20 protein-coding genes are annotated in these 24219 nt (G+C 32.7%); 14 read left to right on the forward strand and 6 right to left on the reverse strand.

Going from position 1 to position 24219, the window contains the following annotated elements:
* Positions 1–254 precede the first annotated feature (254 nt).
* Positions 255–1868 carry a ribulokinase gene (locus ISP02_RS02625; protein WP_195720124.1) on the reverse strand — a complete coding sequence of 538 codons (1614 nt, stop codon included), beginning with the start codon at positions 1866–1868 and terminating at the stop codon, positions 255–257.
* 226 nt (positions 1869–2094) lie between these two features.
* On the opposite strand from ISP02_RS02625, the gene ISP02_RS02630 reads away from it, so the two are divergent.
* The 3 genes from ISP02_RS02630 to ISP02_RS02640 all read left to right on the forward strand — a co-directional run bounded on the left by ISP02_RS02630 (position 2095) and on the right by ISP02_RS02640 (position 5558).
* Entirely contained in the window at positions 2095–2994 is a 900-nt protein-coding gene (locus tag ISP02_RS02630; RefSeq protein ID WP_195720125.1) for an ABC transporter ATP-binding protein, read from the forward strand.
* On the forward strand, positions 2987–4222 hold the full coding sequence (locus ISP02_RS02635; RefSeq protein ID WP_195720126.1) for an ABC transporter permease: 1236 nt from the start codon (positions 2987–2989) through the stop codon (positions 4220–4222). The genes ISP02_RS02630 and ISP02_RS02635 overlap by 8 nt, the downstream gene beginning before the upstream one ends.
* A 319-nt stretch (positions 4223–4541) precedes the next feature.
* On the forward strand, positions 4542–5558 hold the full coding sequence (locus ISP02_RS02640) for an aldose epimerase family protein (protein WP_195720127.1): 1017 nt from the start codon (positions 4542–4544) through the stop codon (positions 5556–5558).
* Positions 5559–5601: 43 nt separating this feature from the next.
* On the opposite strand, the gene ISP02_RS02645 is transcribed toward ISP02_RS02640, so the two are convergent.
* Complete coding sequence (locus ISP02_RS02645; protein WP_195721810.1) at positions 5602–6258, reverse strand: MOSC domain-containing protein; 657 nt, start codon at positions 6256–6258, stop codon at positions 5602–5604.
* A 191-nt stretch (positions 6259–6449) separates the two neighbouring features.
* Between ISP02_RS02645 and ISP02_RS02650 the strand changes: the two genes are divergently transcribed.
* A complete protein-coding gene (locus ISP02_RS02650) occupies positions 6450–7136 on the forward strand; it encodes a ribose 5-phosphate isomerase A (protein ID WP_195721811.1) in 687 nt (228 codons plus the stop codon).
* A 615-nt stretch (positions 7137–7751) separates the two neighbouring features.
* Here ISP02_RS02650 and ISP02_RS02655 read toward each other — a convergent pair.
* Positions 7752–9206, reverse strand: a complete 1455-nt coding sequence (locus ISP02_RS02655) for a CPBP family intramembrane glutamic endopeptidase (RefSeq protein ID WP_195720128.1) — start codon at positions 9204–9206, stop codon at positions 7752–7754.
* Between the two features lie 254 nt (positions 9207–9460).
* Between ISP02_RS02655 and hutG the strand changes: the two genes are divergently transcribed.
* Complete coding sequence (hutG, locus tag ISP02_RS02660) at positions 9461–10393, forward strand: formimidoylglutamase (RefSeq protein WP_195720129.1); 933 nt, start codon at positions 9461–9463, stop codon at positions 10391–10393.
* Here hutG and ISP02_RS02665 read toward each other — a convergent pair.
* Positions 10371–11255, reverse strand: coding sequence for a LysR family transcriptional regulator (locus ISP02_RS02665; protein WP_195720130.1), 885 nt, complete (start codon positions 11253–11255; stop codon positions 10371–10373). The two genes, hutG and ISP02_RS02665, sit on opposite strands and share 23 nt — an antisense overlap.
* Positions 11256–11457: 202 nt before the next feature.
* Between ISP02_RS02665 and hutU the strand changes: the two genes are divergently transcribed.
* From hutU to ISP02_RS02705, 8 genes are all read left to right on the forward strand, one after another.
* Complete coding sequence (gene hutU, locus ISP02_RS02670; protein WP_195720131.1) at positions 11458–13119, forward strand: urocanate hydratase; 1662 nt, start codon at positions 11458–11460, stop codon at positions 13117–13119.
* Positions 13119–14366 carry an imidazolonepropionase gene (gene hutI, locus ISP02_RS02675; RefSeq protein WP_195720132.1) on the forward strand — a complete coding sequence of 416 codons (1248 nt, stop codon included), beginning with the start codon at positions 13119–13121 and terminating at the stop codon, positions 14364–14366. The genes hutU and hutI overlap by 1 nt, the downstream gene beginning before the upstream one ends.
* 124 nt (positions 14367–14490) lie before the next feature.
* Positions 14491–15666, forward strand: a complete 1176-nt coding sequence (locus ISP02_RS02680; RefSeq protein WP_328806013.1) for a SulP family inorganic anion transporter — start codon at positions 14491–14493, stop codon at positions 15664–15666.
* Entirely contained in the window at positions 15666–16790 is a 1125-nt protein-coding gene (locus tag ISP02_RS02685) for an amidohydrolase (protein ID WP_195720133.1), read from the forward strand. The genes ISP02_RS02680 and ISP02_RS02685 overlap by 1 nt, the downstream gene beginning before the upstream one ends.
* A gap of 77 nt (positions 16791–16867) precedes the next feature.
* Complete coding sequence (locus ISP02_RS02690; protein ID WP_195720134.1) at positions 16868–17749, forward strand: SDR family oxidoreductase; 882 nt, start codon at positions 16868–16870, stop codon at positions 17747–17749.
* A gap of 265 nt (positions 17750–18014) precedes the next feature.
* Positions 18015–18626 carry a flavin reductase family protein gene (locus ISP02_RS02695; protein ID WP_195720135.1) on the forward strand — a complete coding sequence of 204 codons (612 nt, stop codon included), beginning with the start codon at positions 18015–18017 and terminating at the stop codon, positions 18624–18626.
* 258 nt (positions 18627–18884) lie between these two features.
* Positions 18885–20198 (forward strand): Na+/H+ antiporter NhaC family protein, encoded by a 1314-nt coding sequence (locus ISP02_RS02700; protein ID WP_195720136.1) that lies wholly within the window; start codon positions 18885–18887, stop codon positions 20196–20198.
* A 176-nt stretch (positions 20199–20374) separates the two neighbouring features.
* Positions 20375–20887 (forward strand): SRPBCC family protein, encoded by a 513-nt coding sequence (locus ISP02_RS02705; RefSeq protein WP_195720137.1) that lies wholly within the window; start codon positions 20375–20377, stop codon positions 20885–20887.
* Positions 20888–20941: 54 nt separating this feature from the next.
* Here ISP02_RS02705 and ISP02_RS02710 read toward each other — a convergent pair whose 3' ends face one another.
* Positions 20942–21700, reverse strand: coding sequence for a MurR/RpiR family transcriptional regulator (locus tag ISP02_RS02710; protein WP_195720138.1), 759 nt, complete (start codon positions 21698–21700; stop codon positions 20942–20944).
* Positions 21701–21899: 199 nt separating this feature from the next.
* On the opposite strand from ISP02_RS02710, the gene ISP02_RS02715 reads away from it, so the two are divergent.
* Positions 21900–23492, forward strand: coding sequence for an alpha-glucoside-specific PTS transporter subunit IIBC (locus ISP02_RS02715; RefSeq protein ID WP_195720139.1), 1593 nt, complete (start codon positions 21900–21902; stop codon positions 23490–23492).
* 93 nt (positions 23493–23585) lie between these two features.
* Here the strand turns inward: ISP02_RS02715 and ISP02_RS02720 are convergent, their stop codons facing one another.
* Positions 23586–24122: a hypothetical protein gene (locus tag ISP02_RS02720; RefSeq protein WP_195720140.1), complete on the reverse strand. Its 537-nt coding sequence runs from the start codon at positions 24120–24122 to the stop codon at positions 23586–23588.
* Between the last annotated feature and the right edge of the window lie 97 nt (positions 24123–24219).

Genomic DNA, 24219 nt, shown 5'->3' on the forward strand with positions numbered 1-24219 from the left:
CACCCAATCAATGTGTTAAAAAACGGGCATATTGATTGGGTGTTTTTGTTTCAATGCTATATGAAGTATGCTGCTCTTTTTAAAGATAATGGCTTCTTAGAATTTTATCATCAGTAATTTAAACGATAGAATGAAAATTGAATTCAGGTATAAAGTAAAAAGGCAATGTCTATCATGTTTAGATAGCAATTACCTTTACGTGTTAATTAAAGATATTTAGGTCTTTTAACAATTATTAAAGTTACTGTATGAAACTAAATATAAGATAATGTTGGGTTTTGTCTTCCTAATAAATCATGTAAAGATTTGTACTTTTTAAACAAACGTTCATATGCTGTTACTTTTTCTGGATCAGGTTGTTTGCGATATAGCACTGCTTGCTTCATATTTTGAACTGTAGTTTCTAAGTCAGGGTAAGCTCCCCCAATATTCGCTCCAAGCATTGCAGCACCTAATGCAGTGGCATTACTTGAATCTAATACGACAACTTCTTTATTTAAAACATTGGCGTAAATGTCTACAAGAAGGTTGCTTTTTTTAGGAATCCCTCCTGAAGCAAACACTGTATGCACGGGAATATCATTATTCTCAAATTGTTGCATGATTAATTTTGTGCCAAATGCAGTAGCTTCTATATGTGCACGGTGAATCATTGCAAATGGCGTTTGTAACGTCAAACCGAAAATGCTCCCTGTTAGCTGACTGTCACTTAAAATACTGCGATTACCATTGTGCCAATCTAAAACGGTAACATGTTGGTCTTCAATATCTATATCACTAGCTAAATTTTCAAGATGTTCTAATACTGAAATATTTTGGCGTTCTGCTTCATCAACAATAGACTTTGGCGCATGTTGAGCAGAATAGTTAAATAAATCACCCACAGCTGCTTGGCCGGCTTCGTAAGCATATAAACCAGGTATAATAGCATCTTTGACTGAACCTGTTATTGCAGGTATAGGTGCTTGTTTAGCATCTAACATTAAATGACAAGTACTCGTTCCAATTACTGGTGTGAATTCACCTTGGTGGATTGATCCTACACCTAAGACACCAGAATGTGCATCTATAATGTAAGGAGAAATCTGTACGTTAGAGTTTAAGTTCCATAGATCTTGATAATACTTACTAAGTGAACCAGCACTTTCTCCAATTTTAATTACTGGAGCTTCACATTTTTCTTTCACGATTTGAGGTAATTCATTATCAACTGCTTTGAAGAAATCATAATTAAAGCCATCTTGTTCATTATAAAATCCTTTAAAGCCAATACCACAATTAGAACGCAAATTATTATTTGTTAATAAACAAACCAGATAGTCCCCAGCCTCCATTATATATGAAGTTGCGTCTAAAATTTCAGGTGCTTGTTGTTTAACTTCTAATATTTTTGGAATCATCCATTCACAGTTTACGCTATGACCATAGTTATTTAGCCATTGTTTGTTATATTGAGCACTGACCTCATTCATCATATCTGCTTGCTCTTGTGCGCCGTGATGTTTCCACAATTTAACATATGAATGTGGGTTGTTTTCGAATTCTGGTTTAGTATGTAAAGGTTGGAAATTGTCATCTAAAAAAACGATTGTACAACTTGTAAAATCAATGCCTATACCAATAACCTCGTCAAGATCAACATTACTGTCATTTAACACATGAGTTACACCTTGTTCTAGAATTTGAGTATAATCCTCCGCATGTTGTAAAAAATAATTCTGCGGCAATTTTTTACCGTTTAATGAACTGGAAATTGTACCATGAGGGTATTCTTTAATGTAACTAGAAACTATAGTTCCGTCAGAAGTATCTACTAAAAATACTCTTCCAGAAGCTGTACCATAATCTATACCAATACTGTAACTCATATCGGGTAAATCCTCCTTATGTGGGTAAATAATTAAAATTAAAATAAAGATTGTAAATTAATGATAGTGCTTACATTTGATACTGTAAAGTTGTACAACTCGTAAAATTTCAGTAAACTATTCTTTTGTTTACTTGAAAGTGCTATGATGTAATTAGTTTAAGCAGAATAAATACATAATTAATTTCAAGACAATTATAAATAGATATATAAGGAGAAGATGTGTAATGACTCTGCGTATAGAAGACGTTACCAAAAAGTATAAAGCATTTACAGCTGTCGACAGTGTTTCTTTGACGTTAGAAGAAGGTAAGATGCTCGGTTTCCTTGGGCGAAATGGTGCAGGTAAAACAACGACATTTAGAATGATTTTAGGGTTAACGCCGATAACTCATGGTCAAATTACTTATAAAGGAAAAAAAATTGATAAAAAACAATATGACTACGTTGGTTATTTACCCGAAGAACGTGGATTACATCCTAAAATGAAAGTGTATGATGAGTTATTTTATTTAGCTACATTAAAAGGAATGAAGTCAAAAGATATTAAAAAAGCGATTGATTATTGGCTAAATAGATTTGATATCGTTCAGAATAGAGACAAAAAAATAGAGGCTTTGTCAAAAGGGAATCAACAAAAAATTCAACTATTGGCTAGTATGATACATCAACCACAATTATTAATCTTAGACGAACCTTTCAGTGGTTTAGATCCGGTCAATGTCGAACTATTAAAATCTGCAGTTAAGGAATTAAACGACCAAGGTACTACTATTATTTATAGTTCTCATAGAATGGAACATGTAGAAGAATTATGTGACGATGTGTGCATTTTAAATAATGGTCAATTAGTTGTTGCAGGCCAAATTGATGAAGTAAAAGCAAATCACGGTAATAAGAGTGTTATGATAGAAAGTTCGCATCAAATGCCTGAACTAGAGTCAATAGAAGGCGTATTAAATGTGGAACGCAATAAGCGTGAAATTAAGGTAACGATAGAAAATGAAAATATAGCTGAAAACATTTACCAAGTAGTTGTAAGCTATGGTTTTGTTAAGCGTTTTCAAGTTGTAGAACCTTCTTTAAATGAAATTTTCATAGATAAAGTAGGTGATTATAATGGATAGATTTTTTGCTACTTTTGCATTAACCTACAGAAACAAAGTGAAAGCAAAATCATTTTTAATTTTTACTGGTATTGTTGTGATATTAATCTTGGCAGCAGGAAACATTAATAAAATTATTGATTTATTTAATAATGGTGGAAATAAAATAGGTATTGTTACAAATAATGATAATCTATACAAAGCTGTTAAATCACAAGAAAAACAACTTGATGATGATGCTACATTCCAAAAAGTATCAAAAAATAAAGCTAAAAAAGATATAAGAAATAAAAAAATGGATGAAGCCTATGTTGCAAATTTATCAGATAATAAAATAAACGGTAAAATTTTAAGTCGTGACACAGTATCTGCGCAAAAAGAACAAAAGTATCAAGCTGTTTTGTCGACAATACAAACTCAAATCATGGCATCTAATTTGAATTTGTCGCCTTCAGAGTTAAAATCTTTACAAGCTCAGAGTAATGTATCTACTCAGATGATATCTGATCAACAACACAATAAGAATTTATCAGAAGCACAAAAAACATTTAATATGATAGTCGTTTATGCTGGCATCATGTTATTGTTCTTTATCATTATCAATTATGCCAACCAAATAGCAATGGAAATTGCGACAGAAAAGACATCTCGAGTAATCGAAATGATTATAACAAGCGTTTCTCCAATGACGCATATACTAGCTAAAATAGCTGGCGTTATAGCAGTGGCATTAACGCAGATAGCCATATTCGTTATTGTTGCGTTAATTTCATATATTGCATTTGACGTTAAAGAAATGTTTGATGGATTTGATGTACATCCAGGCACGTTAACTACGCAAATTATAATAGTAGGTATTATTAATTTAATAGTAGGCGTACTTTCTTATGTTTTCTTAGCAGCTATATTAGGTGCAATTACATCACGAATTGAAGATATTAACCAATCGATTATGCCAATGTCATTGCTTAGTATGATTGGCTTATATGTATCGTTATATAGTGTTTGGAACCCTGATGCGTTAATAACTAAAATTACTAGTTTTATTCCGATGTTATCTCCATTCGTTATGTTTGTACGTTCATCATCCCCGAACGTTGAAATATGGGAAATTGTCTTGAGTGTAATAATATCACTGATCACAGGCGTAATACTATTATGGATTGCGATTCGAAGTTATAAGGACAGTATTTTAAGTTTTGATAGAAGTGTTAAAGCATCTATGAAACGTTTATTTAACCGAGGCTAAATATTTGTGTGAATTTATAAAATGTATAGATTTATTTTTAGTAAAATTGTTACAATGTTACTTATAAATATAAAATGAAAACATACAGGCATACACCACAAGTTATTTATTGCTTGTATGTTTTTTAATTGAAAGACGTATGTATAAGGGAATAGTAAAAAGAAGTAAGAACAACTTAATAGTTGCCTCGTGTTGTATATTATTATATTGAAGCATTTTAAAAATATGCGGTATATCAATTATCTATTCATCGGTATAATTGTTAATTAACAAAAATATTTGTTGATGAAGGTGATTAGTGTGAAAGGGAGTATTAAACATGTTTGCAAAAGTAGAAAAACAGCGTAACGGTATAGAATTGATAAAAATTGACAACCAAGAAACCACAATTGTATTTTCTAATTATGGTGCACGTATTGTTTCATGGAAATTTGATGATAATAGTATAGTTTTGGGGAACATTGTTGAAGCAGATGAATTTTATCAAGAAAACCCATTTAAATTTGGTGCTACAATAGGACGTTACAGTGGTAGAATTGCCAATGCTACTTTTGAATTAGATGGCAAAACCTATACATTAGATCAAAATGATGAGTCTAACAATATTCATGGTGGACCTAATGGTCTTGATAGTAGATTTTTTGAGTATGAAATTGTTGAACAAGTTGGTCAAATCAAAATCATTTTTACAACAACTATTACAAGTGAAGAAGATAATTTCCCAGGTAATATAGAATTAAAGGTCACACATACATATAATGTGGAACATAAATGGACGATTGAATATGAAGCAGTTGCTTCAGAAAAAACACTATTCAATCCAATGAATCATGTTTATTTTAATTTAAATAGAGATAATAATATTATCGATAATCATTATATCAATAGCGATAAATTAGCCATGTATCCATTGGGCGATGACAATTTAGTCAGTAGTTTAGAGCCAATTGACTTAAAACAGTATTTTGGCAATAACAAAATTAAGTTTAAAGATATTTTCGAAGCGGATCATCCTGTATTACAACGGCAAATGAATCGCTATAAAGGTTTAGACCATCCTTTTGAAATTGATGAAGGTCAAATGACGATAGAAAATAAGCACTTTTTATTAAAAGTCGAAACAGATATGCCAAACGTTGTTGTTTTTACATTCAATGACACTTCAAGTTGGCAAAGTAATTTTAACATTTATAAACCGCATTCTGGATTTACGCTTGAAACTCAATGTATACCAAATGATATTAATTTAGTAGGTGAAAATGCCCAATCGATAATTGACGCAAATAAGCCATTTTACTCTAAAACATCTTATAAGATTTTTGAAAAAGAAATATAAACAAAAAGTATGAAGTTAGTGGTGTTCACTAAGTTCATACTTTTTAATGTTGTTGTGCACGAGATAGTAAACGTTGGAGTTTTTCTTTTCTATTATTAGTAATATAGGGGTTTTTAATTGCGTAATGAAGGCGCGATGCATTTTTACGATCATTATAATAAATGTCATTCAGTTCGTATACAGATAATTTAGTTTCTTTTTCGGCTGTTTTTATAAGTTTTAGATTGTCCTCGACAGTAACATAGCCTTCTTGAATAACACGGAAATAAAAACCAGTTTTGCCAGATGTTGACATGCGTTTAACTAAATCAGGAATTTGATATTTAGTTTGAATTTTCCAACATGGTTCTCTAATTTCGGATATTTCTATTATTGCTTCACCTAATTGATATTGATTACCAAAATAGGCTTCACGTTCGTCTAAGTTAGTCACAGTTAAATTTTCACCAAACATGGCATAAGTAGGAAGTTGGTCAACATCATCTTTCCACATACTATAGTTTGATTTGTTAAATAAACAAACTGCCTTATCAGGACCACCATGGTCTTTATATTCTTGCTCATCTTGAGTAAAGCCAGTTAGTGATAACCAAATAGAACCTGTAAAAGGTGTCTTATTCAGTGCGGAACGCATTGGTCGTTTACTGCTATAATTTAAATCTACAACTTTGCCTGTACAAATTGCTTCAACTTCATAAATCATAAGTTGTTCTCCAATCAATAGTTTACGCTCATTATATATGAAATGTTTGTATTAATGAAGAGATTGATATGGGTAAATCCACAGTATAGTGATTTTTTATAATTAAATATAACAATGACTTTAGCTATATATTTTTTTTATTCTCATGTACAATAAAGGTATTACAATTATAGTTACAAAGGGGCAGCATTATGGATAAGAAACAGTTAAAAATAATTACATTTAACGATGCATTGCAACAAATAAAAGATGGTATGGTTATTGGTATTGGCTCAGGTTCTACAATTGAATTATTGATTCCACAGCTAGCTGAAAAAATTAAATCGGAGCAACTAAATATAACAGGTGTTTGCACTTCGAATAAAACTGCATATATTGCTAAAAATCACGGTATCAAAGTGATAGAAGTAAATGATGCTACTAGCATTGATGTAGCTATTGATGGTGCTGATGAAGTGGATCCGAATTTAAATCTTATCAAAGGTGGCGGTGGTGCTTTATTTAGAGAAAAAGTTATTGATGCTATGGCCAACAAGTTTGTAGTTCTAGTAGATGAATCTAAAATGGTTGATTACTTAGGTGAAACTTTTAAATTGCCTGTCGAGGTTGATAAATTTAATTGGTTGCTCGTTGCTAAAAAAATCCAAGCATATGGAAATCTCGAAGTTACGCGTAGAATGGTAGACGACGTACCATTTATTACTGATAATGGAAATTATATATTAGATGTCGTATTACATAATGACATTAACTCATCTGATTTTCATGAATATTTAATTCATTTAATAGGCGTACTTGAAACAGGATATTTTATTGATATTGCTGATCAAGTAATTGTTGGTACTCAAAATGGTGTAAAAGTTATAAATAAATAATAATAAAATGAGTCTAGTACATAAATTCGAAATTAGTAGTACTTAAATGATTTTTGTTTTGAAATCACTTTAGTACTACTTTTATTTTAATGCCTTGTATTAATTTGTTCCCTCGTTACTGGCATAACTTGAGTCTAACCTAGCTTACTTTAATAGATTTTTACTACAAAAAAATAAGGCACTTTCTTTTAATTTAATAAATGCCATTAGACTAAATTACCGAGGTTCCTTAGGTATAAAAATTATGTTGTAAGCTGATAAGCAATTTGTTGTTAGATCGCATAACTGAAAAAACGAGTATTAGAATAAATCATTTCGATTGGGAAATATTAAATATCAAATTAATCAAAAGCTTTTAGAAACGCAAAATGCTATGGTCAAAGTACAATAATGGCTGTAGCACCTGTTTTGGGTTTTGTTCGAATGTCGGTTTGAGGCATAAATAGAATCCAATATAAACTTGGATTTGTCTTAATGGTGTTAAACATAAGAAAAATAGGAACTCAATGTGTTACCAAATTCCATAAAAACAAGAAAAGCGTCAATTTCTATATTATATTAATAGAAATTGACGCTTACTTTTTAGTTAAAGATGTTTATATACAAAACTTATTTTTATCTTCTATTACGATTTTTAAGTTTTGTTAAGAACGAAGTACGATGATATTCATTAGTTGAACCGTTATGCTCTGAATCTTCTTGCTCGTTTGATTGTGCTTCGTCCAAGTTAGACGTATTATTATCCATTTGTGCATCATTATTTAAATGTTTTGATGAAGTAGTTTCAGTATCATTTGCAACATTTTGATTTAGGTTCGAATGCTCAATGTGCTCAGTTTCATGTTTTTTTTCTGTAGTATTTGAAGTTACTCGACTATCATCAATATCATTAGAAGCGTCAAGTTCTGAATCGACTTGGCTATCTATAAAATTATTTTGTGTTACTGACCCATCTTGAGTTCTAGAAGCGTCCTTAGCAACCGAAACATCATTTCTTTGAAGCGTGTCTTCAGTAATAGGTGATGTTTCACTTTCAGATGTGACATTATCTTCAACAATAGGTGATGTTTCACTTTCAGATGTAGTAATTTGCTCAGTGGCAGTTGTTTCTCTTTCGAATTTATCTACATTAGTAACTTGTGCTTCTATTCTGTTGTCTGTTTCAGTTGTTGGATCTTTATCGTGATGATTGTCATGTGATGTCTTATGACCCTTGGTAGATTCAACTTCATCTTCATCATTTAGATGGTCCATGTAATTATTTTCTTCAATCTCATCAAAATTACGTCTGGTGAAGAAATAAAGAATAACTCGTACAATCATACTTAATATTAAGTAAACTATACCTACTACTACTGTCGAATAGGCGACAACTTTCATTGCAAAGACATTGCCCAATTCTTCATTAAATAAGAAAACGAGTCCGAATGACATAATAAAATGAAAAACGGTCGCTATATAAATTGTACGTCCTTTCATACCACGTATAAGTTCACCCACAATTAGAGAGAACGCAAATCCGTATAGAAAACTATACATTGCAAATGTTAAACCGAAACTTAGGTTGATGTTCCACAATGCGTATAAAAAGCCTACAATAATTGATGCGAATAAATTATAAACGCGATTTTCTACTATGTTTTGTAAATAAGAACGGAACGCGAATTCTATTAAAAATGCCATAACCAGTTGCCCAACAATTACAGTAGTTATAGACACCGATAAATCCTCAGCTTGTAATAAGATAAAACTATCTGCAAAGACATTAAAGCTAGTCATTGCTACAATAAAAATCACTAGTGGAATAATTAAAGCTAATAAAAGTCTAACAATTGTATCCAGTCCAAGCGTGAATTTTAAACCATTTAATTGGACTCTTTTACTTCCAAATATTATAAGACATACAAATACTGCAACAAAAGGTGCAATATAAGTTAAGTCAAAAACAAAAGATTTATATGGCAATTTGCCTTGAAAATCTTTAAGTATCGTAGGTAATGCATAGGAAATGATATAAAAAATAAAAATCATCATCGCCCATCTAAAACCTGGAATACGTTGCTTATCCATGTACGTAACCTCCATTTAGGTTTTAAATATTTCATTCGCATCTAATTATACATTTAACATATCTAGAAATAAATTAAATGCAGTAAATATCATTGAATTGTAATAGTTTAGGGTTAAATTTCACTAAAATTGAGATATTAATATATTGTGTACTAATTAATTTATAAATAATGGGGTACTAAATGATTATGAATTGAATTCACAAAAATGTAAGCGTATACTTTAAGTGTTCAATTAGGTAAAGGGGGAAGAGTATGCATAATTTACCAAATGCTGAGCTTTGGACAGGTAGAATTGACAGTGAAACGGATAGTAATCAGTTTCGACATTTTCAAACAATTCAATTCGGCAATTTTAATGATAAGGCAGCTAAGTCACAACCTGAAGGTGTAGGTATACTCGGTTATGAAGTGGACAAAGGAGTAGAATTAAATAATGGACGTTTAGGAGCTAAAGATGGACCAAATGCTATAAAAAGTGCATTTGCTAATTTACCAGTGTTACGTTCCAGCCCAATATTTGATTACGGAAATATAGTTCATGATCACGAAACATTAGAAGAGACACAAGAAGAATTTGCAAAACTAGTTACTCAATCAATTAAGCGCCACAAGCAAACATTTTTATTAGGTGGCGGTCATGACATAGCATATGCTCAATATTTAGGAGTTAGAGCGGCATATCCTGATTCATCTATTGGCGTAATAAATATTGATGCGCATTTTGATACACGCATCGCTGAAGGTTCTACTTCAGGTACAAGTTTCAGGCAAATTTTAGAGCAAGACGATAATGCGGCTTATTTAGTTTTAGGCATACAACAAGGCGGTAATACACAAGCATTATTTGATTATGCCGAACAACGAAATATAGACTACGTGTTTTCAGACGAACTATTACATCAAGTGTCACCACCAATAAAAGATTTAGTCGAACGATTTGTGCATGATCACGATGTTATAATGTTCACGGTGTGTATGGATGTCGTTGATAGTGCTTTTGCACCAGGCGTAAGTGCTCCTGCAGTGTTGGGCTTATATCCAAATATCGTTCTAGAATTAGCCAAACGTATTATACCTAGCGATAAAGTTTCAACAATAAGCATTGCTGAAACGAATCCGGCTTATGATATTGATGATAGAACCGCAAAATTAACGGCTAACTTTATTCATCATTTTTTACATTGATATCCCAATAACTTAAAAATACATCTATTAAGGAAAGTACTCTTGAAGAGTGCTTTCTTTTTTTTAAATAATTGATATATATGGTGCGTCCTAAGTTAGGTTCGAACTTAATGGCGTCTAATTGACTAGCATTAAACGATTGATAATAAAATCTAGGTATAATGGCATAACCTAAACCTTTATGTACAAAATTTGTGGCTGCTTTGAATCGATCTACCTCTAATACGATATTTGGATGTAAATTCATGCGTTTAAAGTAATCATCAAGATGCAGTCTAACCTGTGAACCTTGTTTAGGTAATATTAAAGGCAAATCATTAATAGTAATGTGTTGCTCACTAAAAGTATTGTTAGGTACGAGTAGCATATAAGATTCTTCGTATAATGGCGTAGATTGAATCGCTTCGTGTGTAATTTTTTCGTTTGATAAGGCAATGTGCTCTTCAAAATTTAATAAGTGTGCCAATATATCATTTTGATTATGTATTTCTGAAATTAAATATGTTTGATCATCATACTGCTTACGATGCATTGCGATAGCTTGTGAGACCCATTGATTTGTTGATTCTAAAATAGAGAGTTTGACTTTGGGAGATTCACTCATTTTTAAGTCATACATTTTTTCCATAGTTTGATGGTACTCTTGTACTAATTTTATAGCGTAATTATAAAATTGAATACCTCTTTCTGTAATCTTTATATCTTTGGTTGTTCGTGTAAACAAATCATAGCCTAAGTCACTTTCAATTTTTTTAATAGTTGCCGTTAAGGAAGGTTGACTAATATGTAAAAACTTAGCCGCTTGAGTAAAGTTGTTATACTTAACTACGGCGATAAAGTATTCTAATTGAATGATTTTCATTAATAAGCCCCATTTATTATTTATAGCTTGAAGCTATAAATAATTAGTTTATTTATATTGGTAAGTTATAAATAAGCATAATATAATTACACTATAACGTAAACAAATACCAAATTAGTTTAGTAAATTTGGAATAAATCTAGTTATAGTGTAAACACTGTATAGATAATAGCAATTAATCAAAGGGATGGAGTGATTGTTAATGAGAAAAATACAAGCAAAAAAAGGATTAGAATTAGAGTGTAAGGGCTGGGAACAAGAAGCAGTACTAAGAATGCTCTATAACAATTTAGATCCAGAAGTAGCTGAACGACCTGAAGATTTAGTAGTATATGGAGGTATTGGTAAAGCTGCTAGAAATTGGGAAGCATTTGAAGCCATAGAAAATACGTTACGTGATTTAGAAGCGGATGAAACTATGTTAGTTCAATCTGGTAAACCAGTTGCAGTGTTTAAAACACATGAAGAGGCACCTAGAGTTTTATTATCTAATTCTGTCTTAGTCCCAGAGTGGGCAAATTGGGATCATTTCCATGAATTAGATAAAAAAGGGCTTATGATGTATGGTCAGATGACGGCAGGTAGTTGGATTTATATTGGTTCTCAAGGTATTGTGCAGGGTACGTACGAAACTTTTGGAGAATTAGCGAATCAACATTATGAAGGTAGCCTAGCTGGGACTGTGACATTAACTGCAGGGTTAGGTGGTATGGGAGGCGCGCAACCGCTTGCTGTAACGATGAACGAAGGTGTCGTAATCGGGGTTGATGTTGATGAATCAAGAATTGATAAACGTATCGCAACGAAATATTGTGATGTTAAGACGGATGATTTAGATGAAGCATTGAAATTAGCTGATGAAGCTAGAAGTGAAGGTCGTCCGTTATCTATTGGAGTTATAGGTAATGCCGTAGATGTTCATCAACAAATTTTAGACAAAAAATTTAAAATCGATATTATTACAGACCAAACAAGTGCACATGACCCATTAAATGGTTACGTACCGCAAGGATATACGGTTGAAGAAGCGAAAACATATCGTGAAAATGATCCTAAAGCATATGTAAAAGAGTCTGAATCCTCAATGGCTAAGCACGTATCATTAATGTTAGAATTTCAAAAACAGGGTGCGGTTGCATTCGACTATGGCAATAATATTCGTCAAGTTGCATATAATAACGGGGTGACTAATGCGTTTGATTTCCCAGGTTTTGTACCAGCTTATATTAGACCACTATTTTGTGAAGGTAAAGGCCCATTTAGATTTGCAGCATTAAGTGGTGATCCTAAAGACATTGAACGTGCAGATGAAGAAATGAGAAAGCTATTCCCAGATAATGAAAAACTCAATCGATGGTTAGATTTAGCTTCAGAGAAAATTGCATACCAAGGTTTACCTTCTCGTATCGCTTGGTTAGGGTATGGAGAAAGAGCAGAAATGGGATTAGCGTTAAATAAATTAGTACGTGACGGTGAAATTTCAGCGCCAATCGTTATTGGACGTGACCACTTAGACTCGGGTTCTGTAGCTAGTCCTAATAGAGAGACAGAAGGTATGAAAGATGGTTCGGATGCAGTTGGAGACTGGGCTGTACTTAATGCGTTAATTAATACAGCAGCTGGTGGATCGTGGATTTCATTCCACCATGGTGGAGGTGTAGGCATGGGCTACTCTTTACACGCTGGTATGGTTGTCGTTGCTGACGGTTCAGAACGCGCAGATAGACGTTTAGGAAGAGTGTTAACTACAGATCCAGGTATGGGTGTTGCACGACATGTAGATGCTGGTTATGACTCTGCGGTTAAAGTTGCTAAAGAAAAAGGTGTCAAAATTCCAATGATAGATAGAAAAGGTGATCAATAATGAATGATTTAATAATACAAAATATTAAACAACTAATCTTACCTAAATCTACCGATCGCCCTTTAAAAGGCAAAGAATTAGATGAATTGACGACGATTGACAATGGAACTGTTGTAGTTAATGACGGTAAGATAGTTTACTCAGGTGCATATACTGATGAATATGAAGCGAAAGAAACAATTGACGGTAGTGATAGAGTTGTTTCGCCAGCATTAGTTGAAGCGCATACGCATTTAGTTCATGGTGGTTCAAGAGAGCATGAAATGTCTTTAAAAAGACAAGGTGTATCTTATCTTGAAATATTAGAGCAAGGTGGGGGAATACTTTCAACTGTTGAAGCTACGCGTAATACTGCAGAAGAAGATTTATTGAAAAAAGCCGAGAAACAATTGCTAACTATGATGCAACATGGTGTGCTTACAGTTGAAGCTAAAAGTGGTTACGGTTTAAATAAAGAAAACGAATTAAAACAATTACGTGTGTCTAATCAATTAGCAGAAAAATATAATATAGAAATGAAACATACATTTTTAGGGCCTCATGCCATTCCTAAAAATGCTGTATCTAACCAAGCATTTTTAGATGAAATGATTGAGATGTTACCGGAAGCAAAACAATATGCGGACTTTGCTGATATTTTTTGTGAAACAGGCGTCTTCACAATTGAAGAGTCTCAAAAATATATGGAAGCTGCTAAAGAAGCAGGTTTTAGAGTGAAAATACATGCTGACGAGATTGATCCGTTGGGTGGTTTAGAATTAGCAATCGATGAAGATGCAATCAGTGCCGATCATTTGGTCGCATCAAGCGATGAAGGTAAGCGAAAATTATATGATAGTGATACAGTTGCTGTTATTTTACCAGGTACGACATTCTATCTAGGTAAAGATAAATATGCGGACGCAAGAGGAATGATAGATAATAATGGTGCCATTGCGATTGCTACTGACTTTAACCCTGGTAGTTGTGTAACGAATAACTTACAACTTGTCATGGCTATTGCATCACTTAAACTAAAATTATCTTCGAATGAAATATGGAATGCAGTGACTGTGAATGCCGCAAAAGCTATTGATAGTAATGCAGGCACAATTAATAAAGGTGACAAGGCAAATATCGTCATTTGGGATGCACCGAACTACGAATATATTTTATATCATTTTGGTATCAATCATGCTGATAAGGTCATTAAAGATGGCGAAGTTATCTTTGATAATGCAGTTGCATTTTCAGCAAGCAATTCATAGATTAAATAATGAAATTAGGCCTATATACGGGCCTATTTTTATTGTGCAAATTGAGTTGTCTTAAAAATTCAGAAAATTATGATACGATATAGCTAAACGGGCGTTCTTAAGGGAGTGATGGTTAATGATGAGTCATAAATATTTGAGACAATGGCAAGCAAAATATTATAGTAATGACATTATTATAGGCATCTTATTAGCATTAGCACTTCTACCTGGTGCTATCGCTTTTTCTTTTATCGCGGGAGTTAGCCCTGCGATAGGATTATTAAGTACTAGTATTATCATGCTCGTCATCAGTATAACTGGTAATCGTAGATTTATGGTAACAGCGCCAAGTAGTGGAGTATCATTAGTGGCAGCCCCGATAGTCGCTCATCATGGTTTAAATTATTTATTATTAGCCACTTTTACAATGGGTATAATTCAAATCATCTTTGGCTTATGCCACATCAATAAATTGTTAGACTTAATACCTAACACGGTAGTTATTGGTTTTATGAACGCGTTAGGGATATTATTATTTACTTCTCAATTATCCAATGTTTTTTTTATTTCAACAATGACTTATGTATTTGTAGGAATGTCATTTTTAATTATTTGGCTCATGCCTAAATTCACTAGAATAGTACCTTCACCCTTAATTGCGATTATCGTGTTAACCTTATGTGCTTGGTATTTTCATCCCGATATTAAATATGTAGAAGACCTCTCTAAAGTTCATATCTTATTACCCAAGTTATTTTTACCTTTACATGCATTAAATATACATAGCATTGGTACTATTCTATTTTATGGTCTAATGATGGCAATTGTTGCTACTGTGCAGACTACTTTAACGGCACGCTTAATTGATGAACTGAGTCAAACTAATAGCAATAAAAATAAAGAATCTATTGGACAAGGTATTGCCACTTTAATTACAAGTTTATTTGGTGGTATCGGAGGCAGTGCGTTAGTAGGACAGTCTCGCTTTATTGTATCGATGGGCGTAACTTCTAGAATAACGACACTTGTTACAGGTGTTTTTTTATTTGTAAGTTTATTCGCTTTCAGTAATATAATTGGAAAAATCCCAATGTCAGTGTTAGCTACAGTATTGATAACTATTTCATTAACTACTTTTGACAGGCGTACTAAGTCATATATTCAATCAGCACCAATTAAAAATGGTACCGTAATAATAGTGACGATGGCTATTATATTAGCAAGTAATAATCTTGCTTACGGTGTTTTATTTGGTACTGCTTTTTACTATACTATAAATTATATATTCGAAACTAAAAGGAGTGACACGTAATGCCTGATTTTAAAGATTACGTACAATGGAGACGACATTTTCATCAATATCCTGAAGTGTCTAAAAATGAACATGAAACTACTAAAAAGTTAAAAGAAATTTTAACATCGTACGATATTAAAGTGCTGGATTTACCACTTGAGACTGGTTTGATAGCTGAAGTGGGCCAAGGTGAAGCGTTTGTAGCTGTGAGATCTGATATTGACGCATTACCAATCACAGAACAAGTTGACCATGCTTTTAAATCAACAAATAATGGCGCAATGCATGCTTGTGGTCATGATATACACATGGCTAGTGTTTTAGCTGTAGCAACAAAGCTTAAGGAAAGAGAAGCTAATCTAAAAGGTAGAGTAAGGTTACTATTTCAACCTGCTGAAGAAGTTGGGTTTGGTGCATTGAAGTTTGTAGAAACAGGTGCATTAGAAGGCGTTAAAGCGGTTCTTGGTTATCATAATTTTCCAACTCTAAATATAGGAGAATTTATGGTTAAATCTGGACCGATAACATCATCCGTTGATCGTTTCGAGTTCAAGATTAAAGGCAAAGGTGCACATGCTGCAAAACCTGAACAAGGTAAGGATCCAGTCATTGTTTTAGGACAACTTATTAACAGTATTCAATCGATAGTGAGTCGTAATTTGGCAGCGTTTGACAATGCCGTAGTAACTATAGGTGAAATTTCTTCAGGTAATACGTGGAATGTAATTGCAGACGAAGCTTATGTACAAGGTACTGTACGTTCATTTGATCAAACAGTCCGTCAAAAAATTGAAGATAGAATGAAGCAAATAGGTGACGGTTTAGCACAAGCGTTTGATTTAGAAATTGAAACATTTTATCATCGCGTTACGGCAGCCGTAAGTAATGATACTAAACTTACTAATGATGCAGTTGAAGTTGCGAAAGAAGTGGGTTACGACGTAACAATAATGGATTCACCTTTGACTATAGGTGAAGACTTCTCTGGATACTCAACATATTATCCTAGTGTCTTTGCGTTTATCGGCTCAAATAGTCAATATGATTTACATCATCCTAAATTTGATCCCGATGAAAGAATATTAGAAACTGTACCTGATTATTTTATTACTTTTATTAATAAACTATTCGATGAGATATAATTTATCGTTAATAATGTGTAACATATAGACCTTCTTGGGTATTTAATATTATAACTTGATTTAAAGGAGTTTTAATTATGCCAAATACAGATCCAAGAAGTAAATATTCTAACGCAGATTTTCCTAAACAAGAACAACCTATCCCAGGGTTACAGAGCAAATTAAATCCTCAACCCGATTGTGGAGAAACATCATATACGGGTCATGATAGATTATTAGATTATAAAATATTAGTTACAGGTGGAGATTCGGCTATAGGTCGTGCCGCAGCTATCGCTTATGCGAAAGAAGGGGCAGATGTAGCTATTAATTATCTACCTGCCGAAGAAGAAGATGCACAACAAGTTAAGCAAGTAATTGAACAAGCCGGAAGGAAGGCTGTGTTAATTCCAGGTGATTTAAGAAATGAACATTTTAATTACGAGTTAATTGAACAAGCACATGATCAATTAGGCGGTTTAGATAATTTAACAATTGTAGCAGGGCATCAACAGTACCATGACAATATTAAAGGTTTCGATACAGTATCATTTACTGAAACATTTGAAACCAACGTATACCCTATATTTTGGTTAGTTCAAAAAGCAGTAGATTACTTAAATCCTGGCGCTACGATTACAACAACTTCATCAGTACAGGGGTACAATCCTAGTCCGATTTTACACGACTATGCAGCTTCAAAAGCCGCAATTATATCATTAACAAAAAGTCTATCTGAGGAATTAGGTGGACGAGGTATTAGGGTTAATTGTGTTGCCCCTGGTCCATTCTGGTCACCGTTACAAATTTCTGGTGGTCAACCTCAAGAAAAGATACCTCATTTTGGGCAAAAAGAAGTATTAGGTAGAGCGGGACAACCAGTAGAACTAGCCGGCACCTATGTACATTTAGCAGCTGAAGAGTCTAGTTATACGACAGGACAAGTTTATGGTGTTACTGGTGGTACGCAATTAGATTAATAGACTTATAATAAACTGAGTGGCGGTTACGCTTTAACATTAATGTATGTTTTGAGCAGTCGCTATAGCTTTACTAAACTACTTATACTTAGTAAGGTTAAGGCATGAAATCGCAAAGAACTTTAATGACAGTAGCTGACTGAATTGAAAATACACTCGAGTATTTGTTTTTTAAACTCAAGTTAACTTTGTTGGGGCAGGACAATGAAACCTAATTTTTATTAGATTTATGTCTTGCTCCTTTAATATGTAAAGGAGTATGATCATGAAACAATTTAAACCAGAAAACTTATCAAAAAAGCAAAACTATAAATTATTAAGTGGCAGTGTTATTCCTAGACCTATTGCTTTTGTTACAACTAAAGATGGAGCGGGAAATGTTAACGGTGCACCGTTTAGTTTTTTTAATGTCGTTAATAGTGCACCCCCAATGATCATGATTTCAACTGCCAGAAATAATGGTAAACGTAAAGACACATCATTAAATATAGAAGAAACGGAAAATTTTGTTGTTCATATTACTGACGATAGTAATGTTGAAGACATTAATTTGACAGCGGCACCTTTAGAAAAAGGTCAAAATGAACTGGAACGTACTAAAATGGAGCTTATAAATTCAACTATTGTTGACGCACCAAGTGTTAAACAGGTGAAAGTACGTATGGAATGTAAATTAGCACAAATTATTCATTTGGGAGACGAACTTGAAGGTTCAGATTTAATCATTGGTGAGGTTGTAATGTTTCATGTAGATGATCAAGTATATTTTGGCGATAGTAAAATTAATGCCAATCACTTACAACCAGTCGGTAGACTATCTGGTAATGATTACGCTCGTTTAGGTGAAAAATTTACCATTCAACGACCAACTGAATAAAAATCATGACACCTTTAAATAACAGGTAATTAGAGACGATTTGACTTGTGCTTATAAATATTGTAACGTATATACGAATTTATTTAACTTATTTATAGAAATGGTATAACGATAGTTTCAATACTTAGCAATATGTATTTAAGTATGCCAATTTCAGTTGTGAATAGTGTTGCTATTACGGATGAGTAGAATTAACTATACACTCTTTTCTTCAACATCAAGAAAAGAGTTTTTTATTTTTAGGAGAGTAGATTGAATATGAAAAAGACGCAAAAAGGTAGTGTGTGGGCATTATCTCCATTGGTGTTATTTGTCTTACTTTTTTTAGGTGTAGGGTTAGTTACTGGTGATTTTACAACAATGCCTCTTAACGTTGCTATAGTGATTGCCTCAATATTTGGCTTGCTATTATATAGGAAAGAACCATTTACAAAAAAAGTCGAGGTATTTACTAAAGGTGCAGGTCATTCAAATATTGTATTAATGATGATAATCTTTATTTTGGCAGGTGCATTTTCTCAAACTACAGAAGACATGGGTGGTGTTAAATCGACTGTTAATCTGGGCTTGACGTTAATACCAGAAAATTTATTGATTGTCGGACTATTTATTATTTGTATGTTTGTTTCTATATCTATGGGTACTTCTGTAGGTACAGTGGCAGCTATCGCCCCGGTAGGATTTGGATTGAGCCAAGCAACAGACGTTCCTACTGCATTAACGATGGCTACTGTAGTTGGTGGTGCAATGTTTGGCGATAATTTATCGATGATTTCTGATACGACTATTGCTGCCGTACGTACACAAAAGACTAAGATGAGCGATAAATTTAAAGTTAATTTTAAAATTGTCTTACCAGGTGCTATTCTTACAATTATTGTATTGTGGTTTATGACGCATGGTACACATATAGACAGTACGAAAAATTATGACTTTAATATTATTAAAGTCATCCCTTATTTATTAGTATTAATATTAGCGCTTGTGGGTGTTAATGTAATACTTGTATTGATTGGTGGTACAGTGTTATCGGCGATTATAGGTTTAATAGATGGCTCATTTAATTGGACACAGCTATTAAAATCGATTTCTAAAGGTATCACAGGTATGGAAGATATTGCTATGATAGCTTTATTAATAGGGGGACTGGTAGCGCTGATTGAATATTATGGCGGTATTGCTTGGTTGCTAAATTTCATTAGAAGCAAAGTGAAATCTAAAAGAGATGCTGAGTTTGGTATCGCTGGGCTTGTAAGTGTTGCCGATATTGCTACAGCAAATAATACGATATCAATTTTAATGGCTGGCACATTAGCAAAAGATATTTCAGATGAATTTGATGTAGATCCTAGAAAATCAGCTAGCATTTTAGATATTTTTGCTAGTTGTTTCCAAGGTTTTGTTCCATACAGCCCTCAATTAATCGCTGCAGCAGGTGTAGCTAATTTATCGCCAATTGCATTAATGGGTTATAGTTTTTATCCTATTTTGTTAGGTATCTGTGGTTTAATAGCTATATTTTTCAAATTACCGAAATTGAACCATAAAAATCAAAATAAAACAGTTCATTAATATCAAAAGGTAGCATTAATTTGTTTATGTGAATAATCTTTAAGTATATTGACTATCGTTAAGATTGACCATAAAATTTATTAAACAAGTATAATTTATATAATTAAAGTAATAATTGTTTAGGATATTCACATAATAGGTTAATATTAAGATAAGAGAGAAAGTAGGTGACGAATATGGCCAAATATAATGTAGAAAATGACAACGTAAATGTACGCCTAGAAAGGTTATTTAAATCTTCTCCAGAGCTGTTATACCGTGCGTGGACCGATGAAAGCATACTTAAACGCTGGTTTATGACTTCAGAAAGAACGAACCAACTTATTAATATTGATGCCCAAGAACAAGGTTCTTATGAAATTATAGATATACGCAAAGGAAAAGAGAATAAAGTTCAAGGCCAATTTGAGTCATTAATAGAAAATGCATACATTGAAATGACAATAAGTATGCCTGAAATTAGTGAGACTGAAGATAAAATAACTATAGAAATTTTTGAAAGAGAAGCCGGTATTACGCAGATGATATTTACTTATAATGCTGTGGTTCCTAAAGAAAGAAGACTTTCGAATTTAGAATATAAGCAACAGAAAAAAGAATATCATGATTCAACTGCTCATGGTTTCGAAACAATGTTCGATAAATTACAGCAAGTCGTTGCCGATGAACGTGAAAATGGCTCAAATTAATTAAATAAGTAATAAACAAAAGCTAGGCTGAAATAAAATTTCAGCCTAGCTTTTTTATATATGACCGAATTCGATTCGTTCGTTGAATTTTCTTACAACGGTTTCAAAAAAGATGTGATAGCTAATGAAACTGGAATAGTCAGTACCATCATGTAAATAGAATGTATTACTAGAAACATAAACGTTATAGTTAGCTTTTTGAGCTAGGTTATTATCTTTTAAAGTTGTGACTGATATAAAATATTGCTGTTTTAGCTGTAATGCGTTCGTAATTTCATTAATTTGATAGGATTCACCAGATAAAGAAATAATAAAGAATAAATCTTGAGGTGTCGACTTATTTAATATCATTTTTAGCTCATGGACATCGTGTAGAACTATTATATTTTTATGGATTGTTAATAATACACGTTGTGCTTCTTGAGCGACGTTCAATTGCGCTAACCCAGTACCATAAAGATAAATTGTATCTGCCTCTAATAATTTATCAGTGATTAAATTGTAATCAATTCGTTCTAAGTAGGCGAATGTATTTTTTATTTCTTGCTGAAATCCTTCGATTGAATCAGAAGGAAGTTGTTGAACTTGTTCGGTTTCGAATTTTAAGTATGATTTAAAATCACTATACCCATCAAATCCTAATTTTTTAGTGAAGCGATGAATTGAAGCATTTGAAGCATGTGTATGTGACGCGAGTTCTTGTATTTTCATTGATTTGCATGCGTGAATATGTGTGTTTATGTATTGAGCGATGTGTAAATCATTATCATTAAGTTTATCAAAATTGTTATTTAGCCGTTCATCTAGAAACAAATTAACACCTCTTTTACTTGAAAATATTTTCGCTTTTTGAAAATATAATCTGATTATACAAAACATTTCAAAATGCCGTCAAACTGTTGTTTAAATGTAAGCGTTTACTATAACATGTGGTTAAGTAAAAAATTGAATGATCCATTAGCTATTAAGCAGTAATACGTTCAATTTTCATTAAATGTATTGGGGTGTATATATGAATACAATTAAAAGATTTGGTAGCGCAATGATTGTACCCGTACTTATGTTTGCATTCTTCGGTATAGTTTTAGGGTTAGCGACTTTATTCAAGAACCCTGCTATAATGGGAAGCATTGCAGATAATGGTACGATTTGGACTAAAGTTTGGACTGTAGTTGAATCTGGTGGGTGGACTATTTTCAATCATATGGAAATTGTTTTCGTAGTCGGTTTACCGATTTCTCTTGCTAAAAAAGCATCAAGTCATGCCACTTTAGCTGCTTTAATGGGATATTTAATGTTCAATACGTTCATCAATGCGATATTAACGCAATGGCCACATACCTTTGGCGCGAACTTTAACAAAGGGGTAGAAAATGTTACAGGTTTAAAATCTATTGCAGGTATTGATACGTTAGATACAAATATCTTAGGTGCCATTATTATTTCGAGTATTGTGACTTGGATACATAATAGATATTACAGTAAAAAGTTACCGGAAATGCTAGGTATTTTCCAAGGGTTAACATTTGTAGTAACAATTTCGTTTTTTGTAATGTTACCAATTGCCTTGATTACTTGTATCGTATGGCCTACGGTACAGGATGCCATTTCTTCGCTTCAAGGTTTTATTATAGGTTCCGGTTATGTAGGCGTTTGGTTGTATCACTTCTTAGAAAGAGTGCTCATACCGACTGGCTTACATCACTTTATATATGCACCAGTTGAAGTCGGACCAGTAGTAGTCAATGATGGTCTTAAAGCTGAATGGTTTAAACATGTAAATGAGTTTGCAAATAGTACTAAACCATTAAAGGATCAATTTCATTATGGCTTTATGTTACAAGGTAATGGGAAGGTATTTGGTGCAATCGGTATTGCACTGGCTATGTATTCAACAACGCCTAAAGAAAATAAGAAAAAAGTTGCTGCACTATTAATACCAGCAACGCTTACTGCAGCAGTTGTAGGTATAACTGAACCTTTAGAATTTACATTTTTATTTATAGCACCATATTTATTCGTTATTCACGCTATATTATCGGCTACAATGGATACTGTAATGTATGGCTTTGGATTAGTAGGTAACTTCGGTGGTGGATTAATTGATTTCTTTGCTACTAACTGGATACCTTTAGGACAAAATCATTGGATGACATATCTTATACAAATTATCATTGGTTTAATATTTACAGGTATTTATTTTGTCGTTTTCAGATTTTTAATCTTGAAATTTAATATACCTTTACCAGGGCGTAAAAAAGAAGAAGATGAAGAAAATGTTAAACTTTATAGTAAAGATGACTATAAAGAAAGTAAAGGTGAAGCGACTGCATCGGCTTCTTCATCTACAGGTGATGAATATGAAGATAAAGCAATCTATTATTTAAATGGATTGGGCGGCGCTGAAAATATTAAAGATGTAACTAATTGTGCGACGAGACTTCGTTTAACCGTTAATGATCCAGAAAAAGTCGAGGGTAATGATTACTTTATTCATAATCAACAAGCTCATGGATTAGTTAAAAGTGGGAAAAATGTACAAGTTATAGTCGGTATGTCTGTGCCACAGGTTAGAGAGGCTTTTGAAGGTTTGTTGAATAAATAATAATTTATACAGCGATAATAAAAAGCACGTGTTAAGTGATGTTAATCATCTTAGCGCGTGCTTTAATTTAAATTAATATACTCATAAGTGTAATTAAGATATACGTTCTTTACGAATATTGGCTAGCTTAGGACAATATTCTGCTTTAAGTATATCTACATTTTTTGTTGCTAAATGGAAGATAAGCTTAGCAAAAGTAGTTACCGAACAATTAACATTAATTGTACTTTTAGATAGTGTATATACGATAGACTCAGAAGTTGCAAGCATGTTTATTATGTCGATAATTTTATCTTTAATAAAAGCATCGCTTAGACCATCTATGTAAATTTCAAATCGTTTAGATGCTTTTGGTAGTTGTTCTGAATCAATAAGTGAAACAATATTAGAAGATTTAATTACTTGATAAAGCGTGTAGTTATTAAAGCTTAAATAACTTAATAAGAAAGGTAATTGCTGTTTTGGTAAAGTGATTTCCAAAGCATATATCTGATTGTACTTTGAAAATGAGTAGCTTATTGAGCTACAAAATTTAATTTGACGACATAATTTTAAGAGCTGTTTACGGTTTTTACGTTTATTTAAACCACCAATATTTAAAATAAACGTTTCTGTTTTATCAATAAACATCTGAGTCCTCCCATTCTATAAAGTAAATTTTAGCGTTATTTTGTCGCTGTTAATGTTAGGCATTGTCTAAATCTATTAAATTGTACCACTCTTTTTT

It is taken from the genome of Staphylococcus durrellii, assembly GCF_015594545.1.
GTDB classification, from domain to species: Bacteria; Bacillota; Bacilli; order Staphylococcales; family Staphylococcaceae; genus Staphylococcus; species Staphylococcus durrellii.

Coding starts and splice junctions, on each gene's coding strand:
- hutI (WP_195720132.1), top strand. CDS start 13,119: ATGAATGATTTAATAATACAAAATATTAAACAACTAATCTTACCTAAA.
- ISP02_RS02705 (WP_195720137.1), top strand. CDS start 20,375: ATGGCCAAATATAATGTAGAAAATGACAACGTAAATGTACGCCTAGAA.
- ISP02_RS02715 (WP_195720139.1), top strand. CDS start 21,900: ATGAATACAATTAAAAGATTTGGTAGCGCAATGATTGTACCCGTACTT.
- ISP02_RS02690 (WP_195720134.1), top strand. CDS start 16,868: ATGCCAAATACAGATCCAAGAAGTAAATATTCTAACGCAGATTTTCCT.
- hutG (WP_195720129.1), top strand. CDS start 9,461: ATGCATAATTTACCAAATGCTGAGCTTTGGACAGGTAGAATTGACAGT.
- hutU (WP_195720131.1), top strand. CDS start 11,458: ATGAGAAAAATACAAGCAAAAAAAGGATTAGAATTAGAGTGTAAGGGC.
- ISP02_RS02625 (WP_195720124.1), bottom strand. CDS start 1,868: ATGAGTTACAGTATTGGTATAGATTATGGTACAGCTTCTGGAAGAGTA.
- ISP02_RS02665 (WP_195720130.1), bottom strand. CDS start 11,255: ATGAAAATCATTCAATTAGAATACTTTATCGCCGTAGTTAAGTATAAC.
- ISP02_RS02720 (WP_195720140.1), bottom strand. CDS start 24,122: ATGTTTATTGATAAAACAGAAACGTTTATTTTAAATATTGGTGGTTTA.
- ISP02_RS02655 (WP_195720128.1), bottom strand. CDS start 9,206: ATGGATAAGCAACGTATTCCAGGTTTTAGATGGGCGATGATGATTTTT.
- ISP02_RS02695 (WP_195720135.1), top strand. CDS start 18,015: ATGAAACAATTTAAACCAGAAAACTTATCAAAAAAGCAAAACTATAAA.
- ISP02_RS02685 (WP_195720133.1), top strand. CDS start 15,666: ATGCCTGATTTTAAAGATTACGTACAATGGAGACGACATTTTCATCAA.
- ISP02_RS02635 (WP_195720126.1), top strand. CDS start 2,987: ATGGATAGATTTTTTGCTACTTTTGCATTAACCTACAGAAACAAAGTG.
- ISP02_RS02700 (WP_195720136.1), top strand. CDS start 18,885: ATGAAAAAGACGCAAAAAGGTAGTGTGTGGGCATTATCTCCATTGGTG.
- ISP02_RS02630 (WP_195720125.1), top strand. CDS start 2,095: ATGACTCTGCGTATAGAAGACGTTACCAAAAAGTATAAAGCATTTACA.
- ISP02_RS02680 (WP_328806013.1), top strand. CDS start 14,491: ATGATGAGTCATAAATATTTGAGACAATGGCAAGCAAAATATTATAGT.
- ISP02_RS02640 (WP_195720127.1), top strand. CDS start 4,542: ATGTTTGCAAAAGTAGAAAAACAGCGTAACGGTATAGAATTGATAAAA.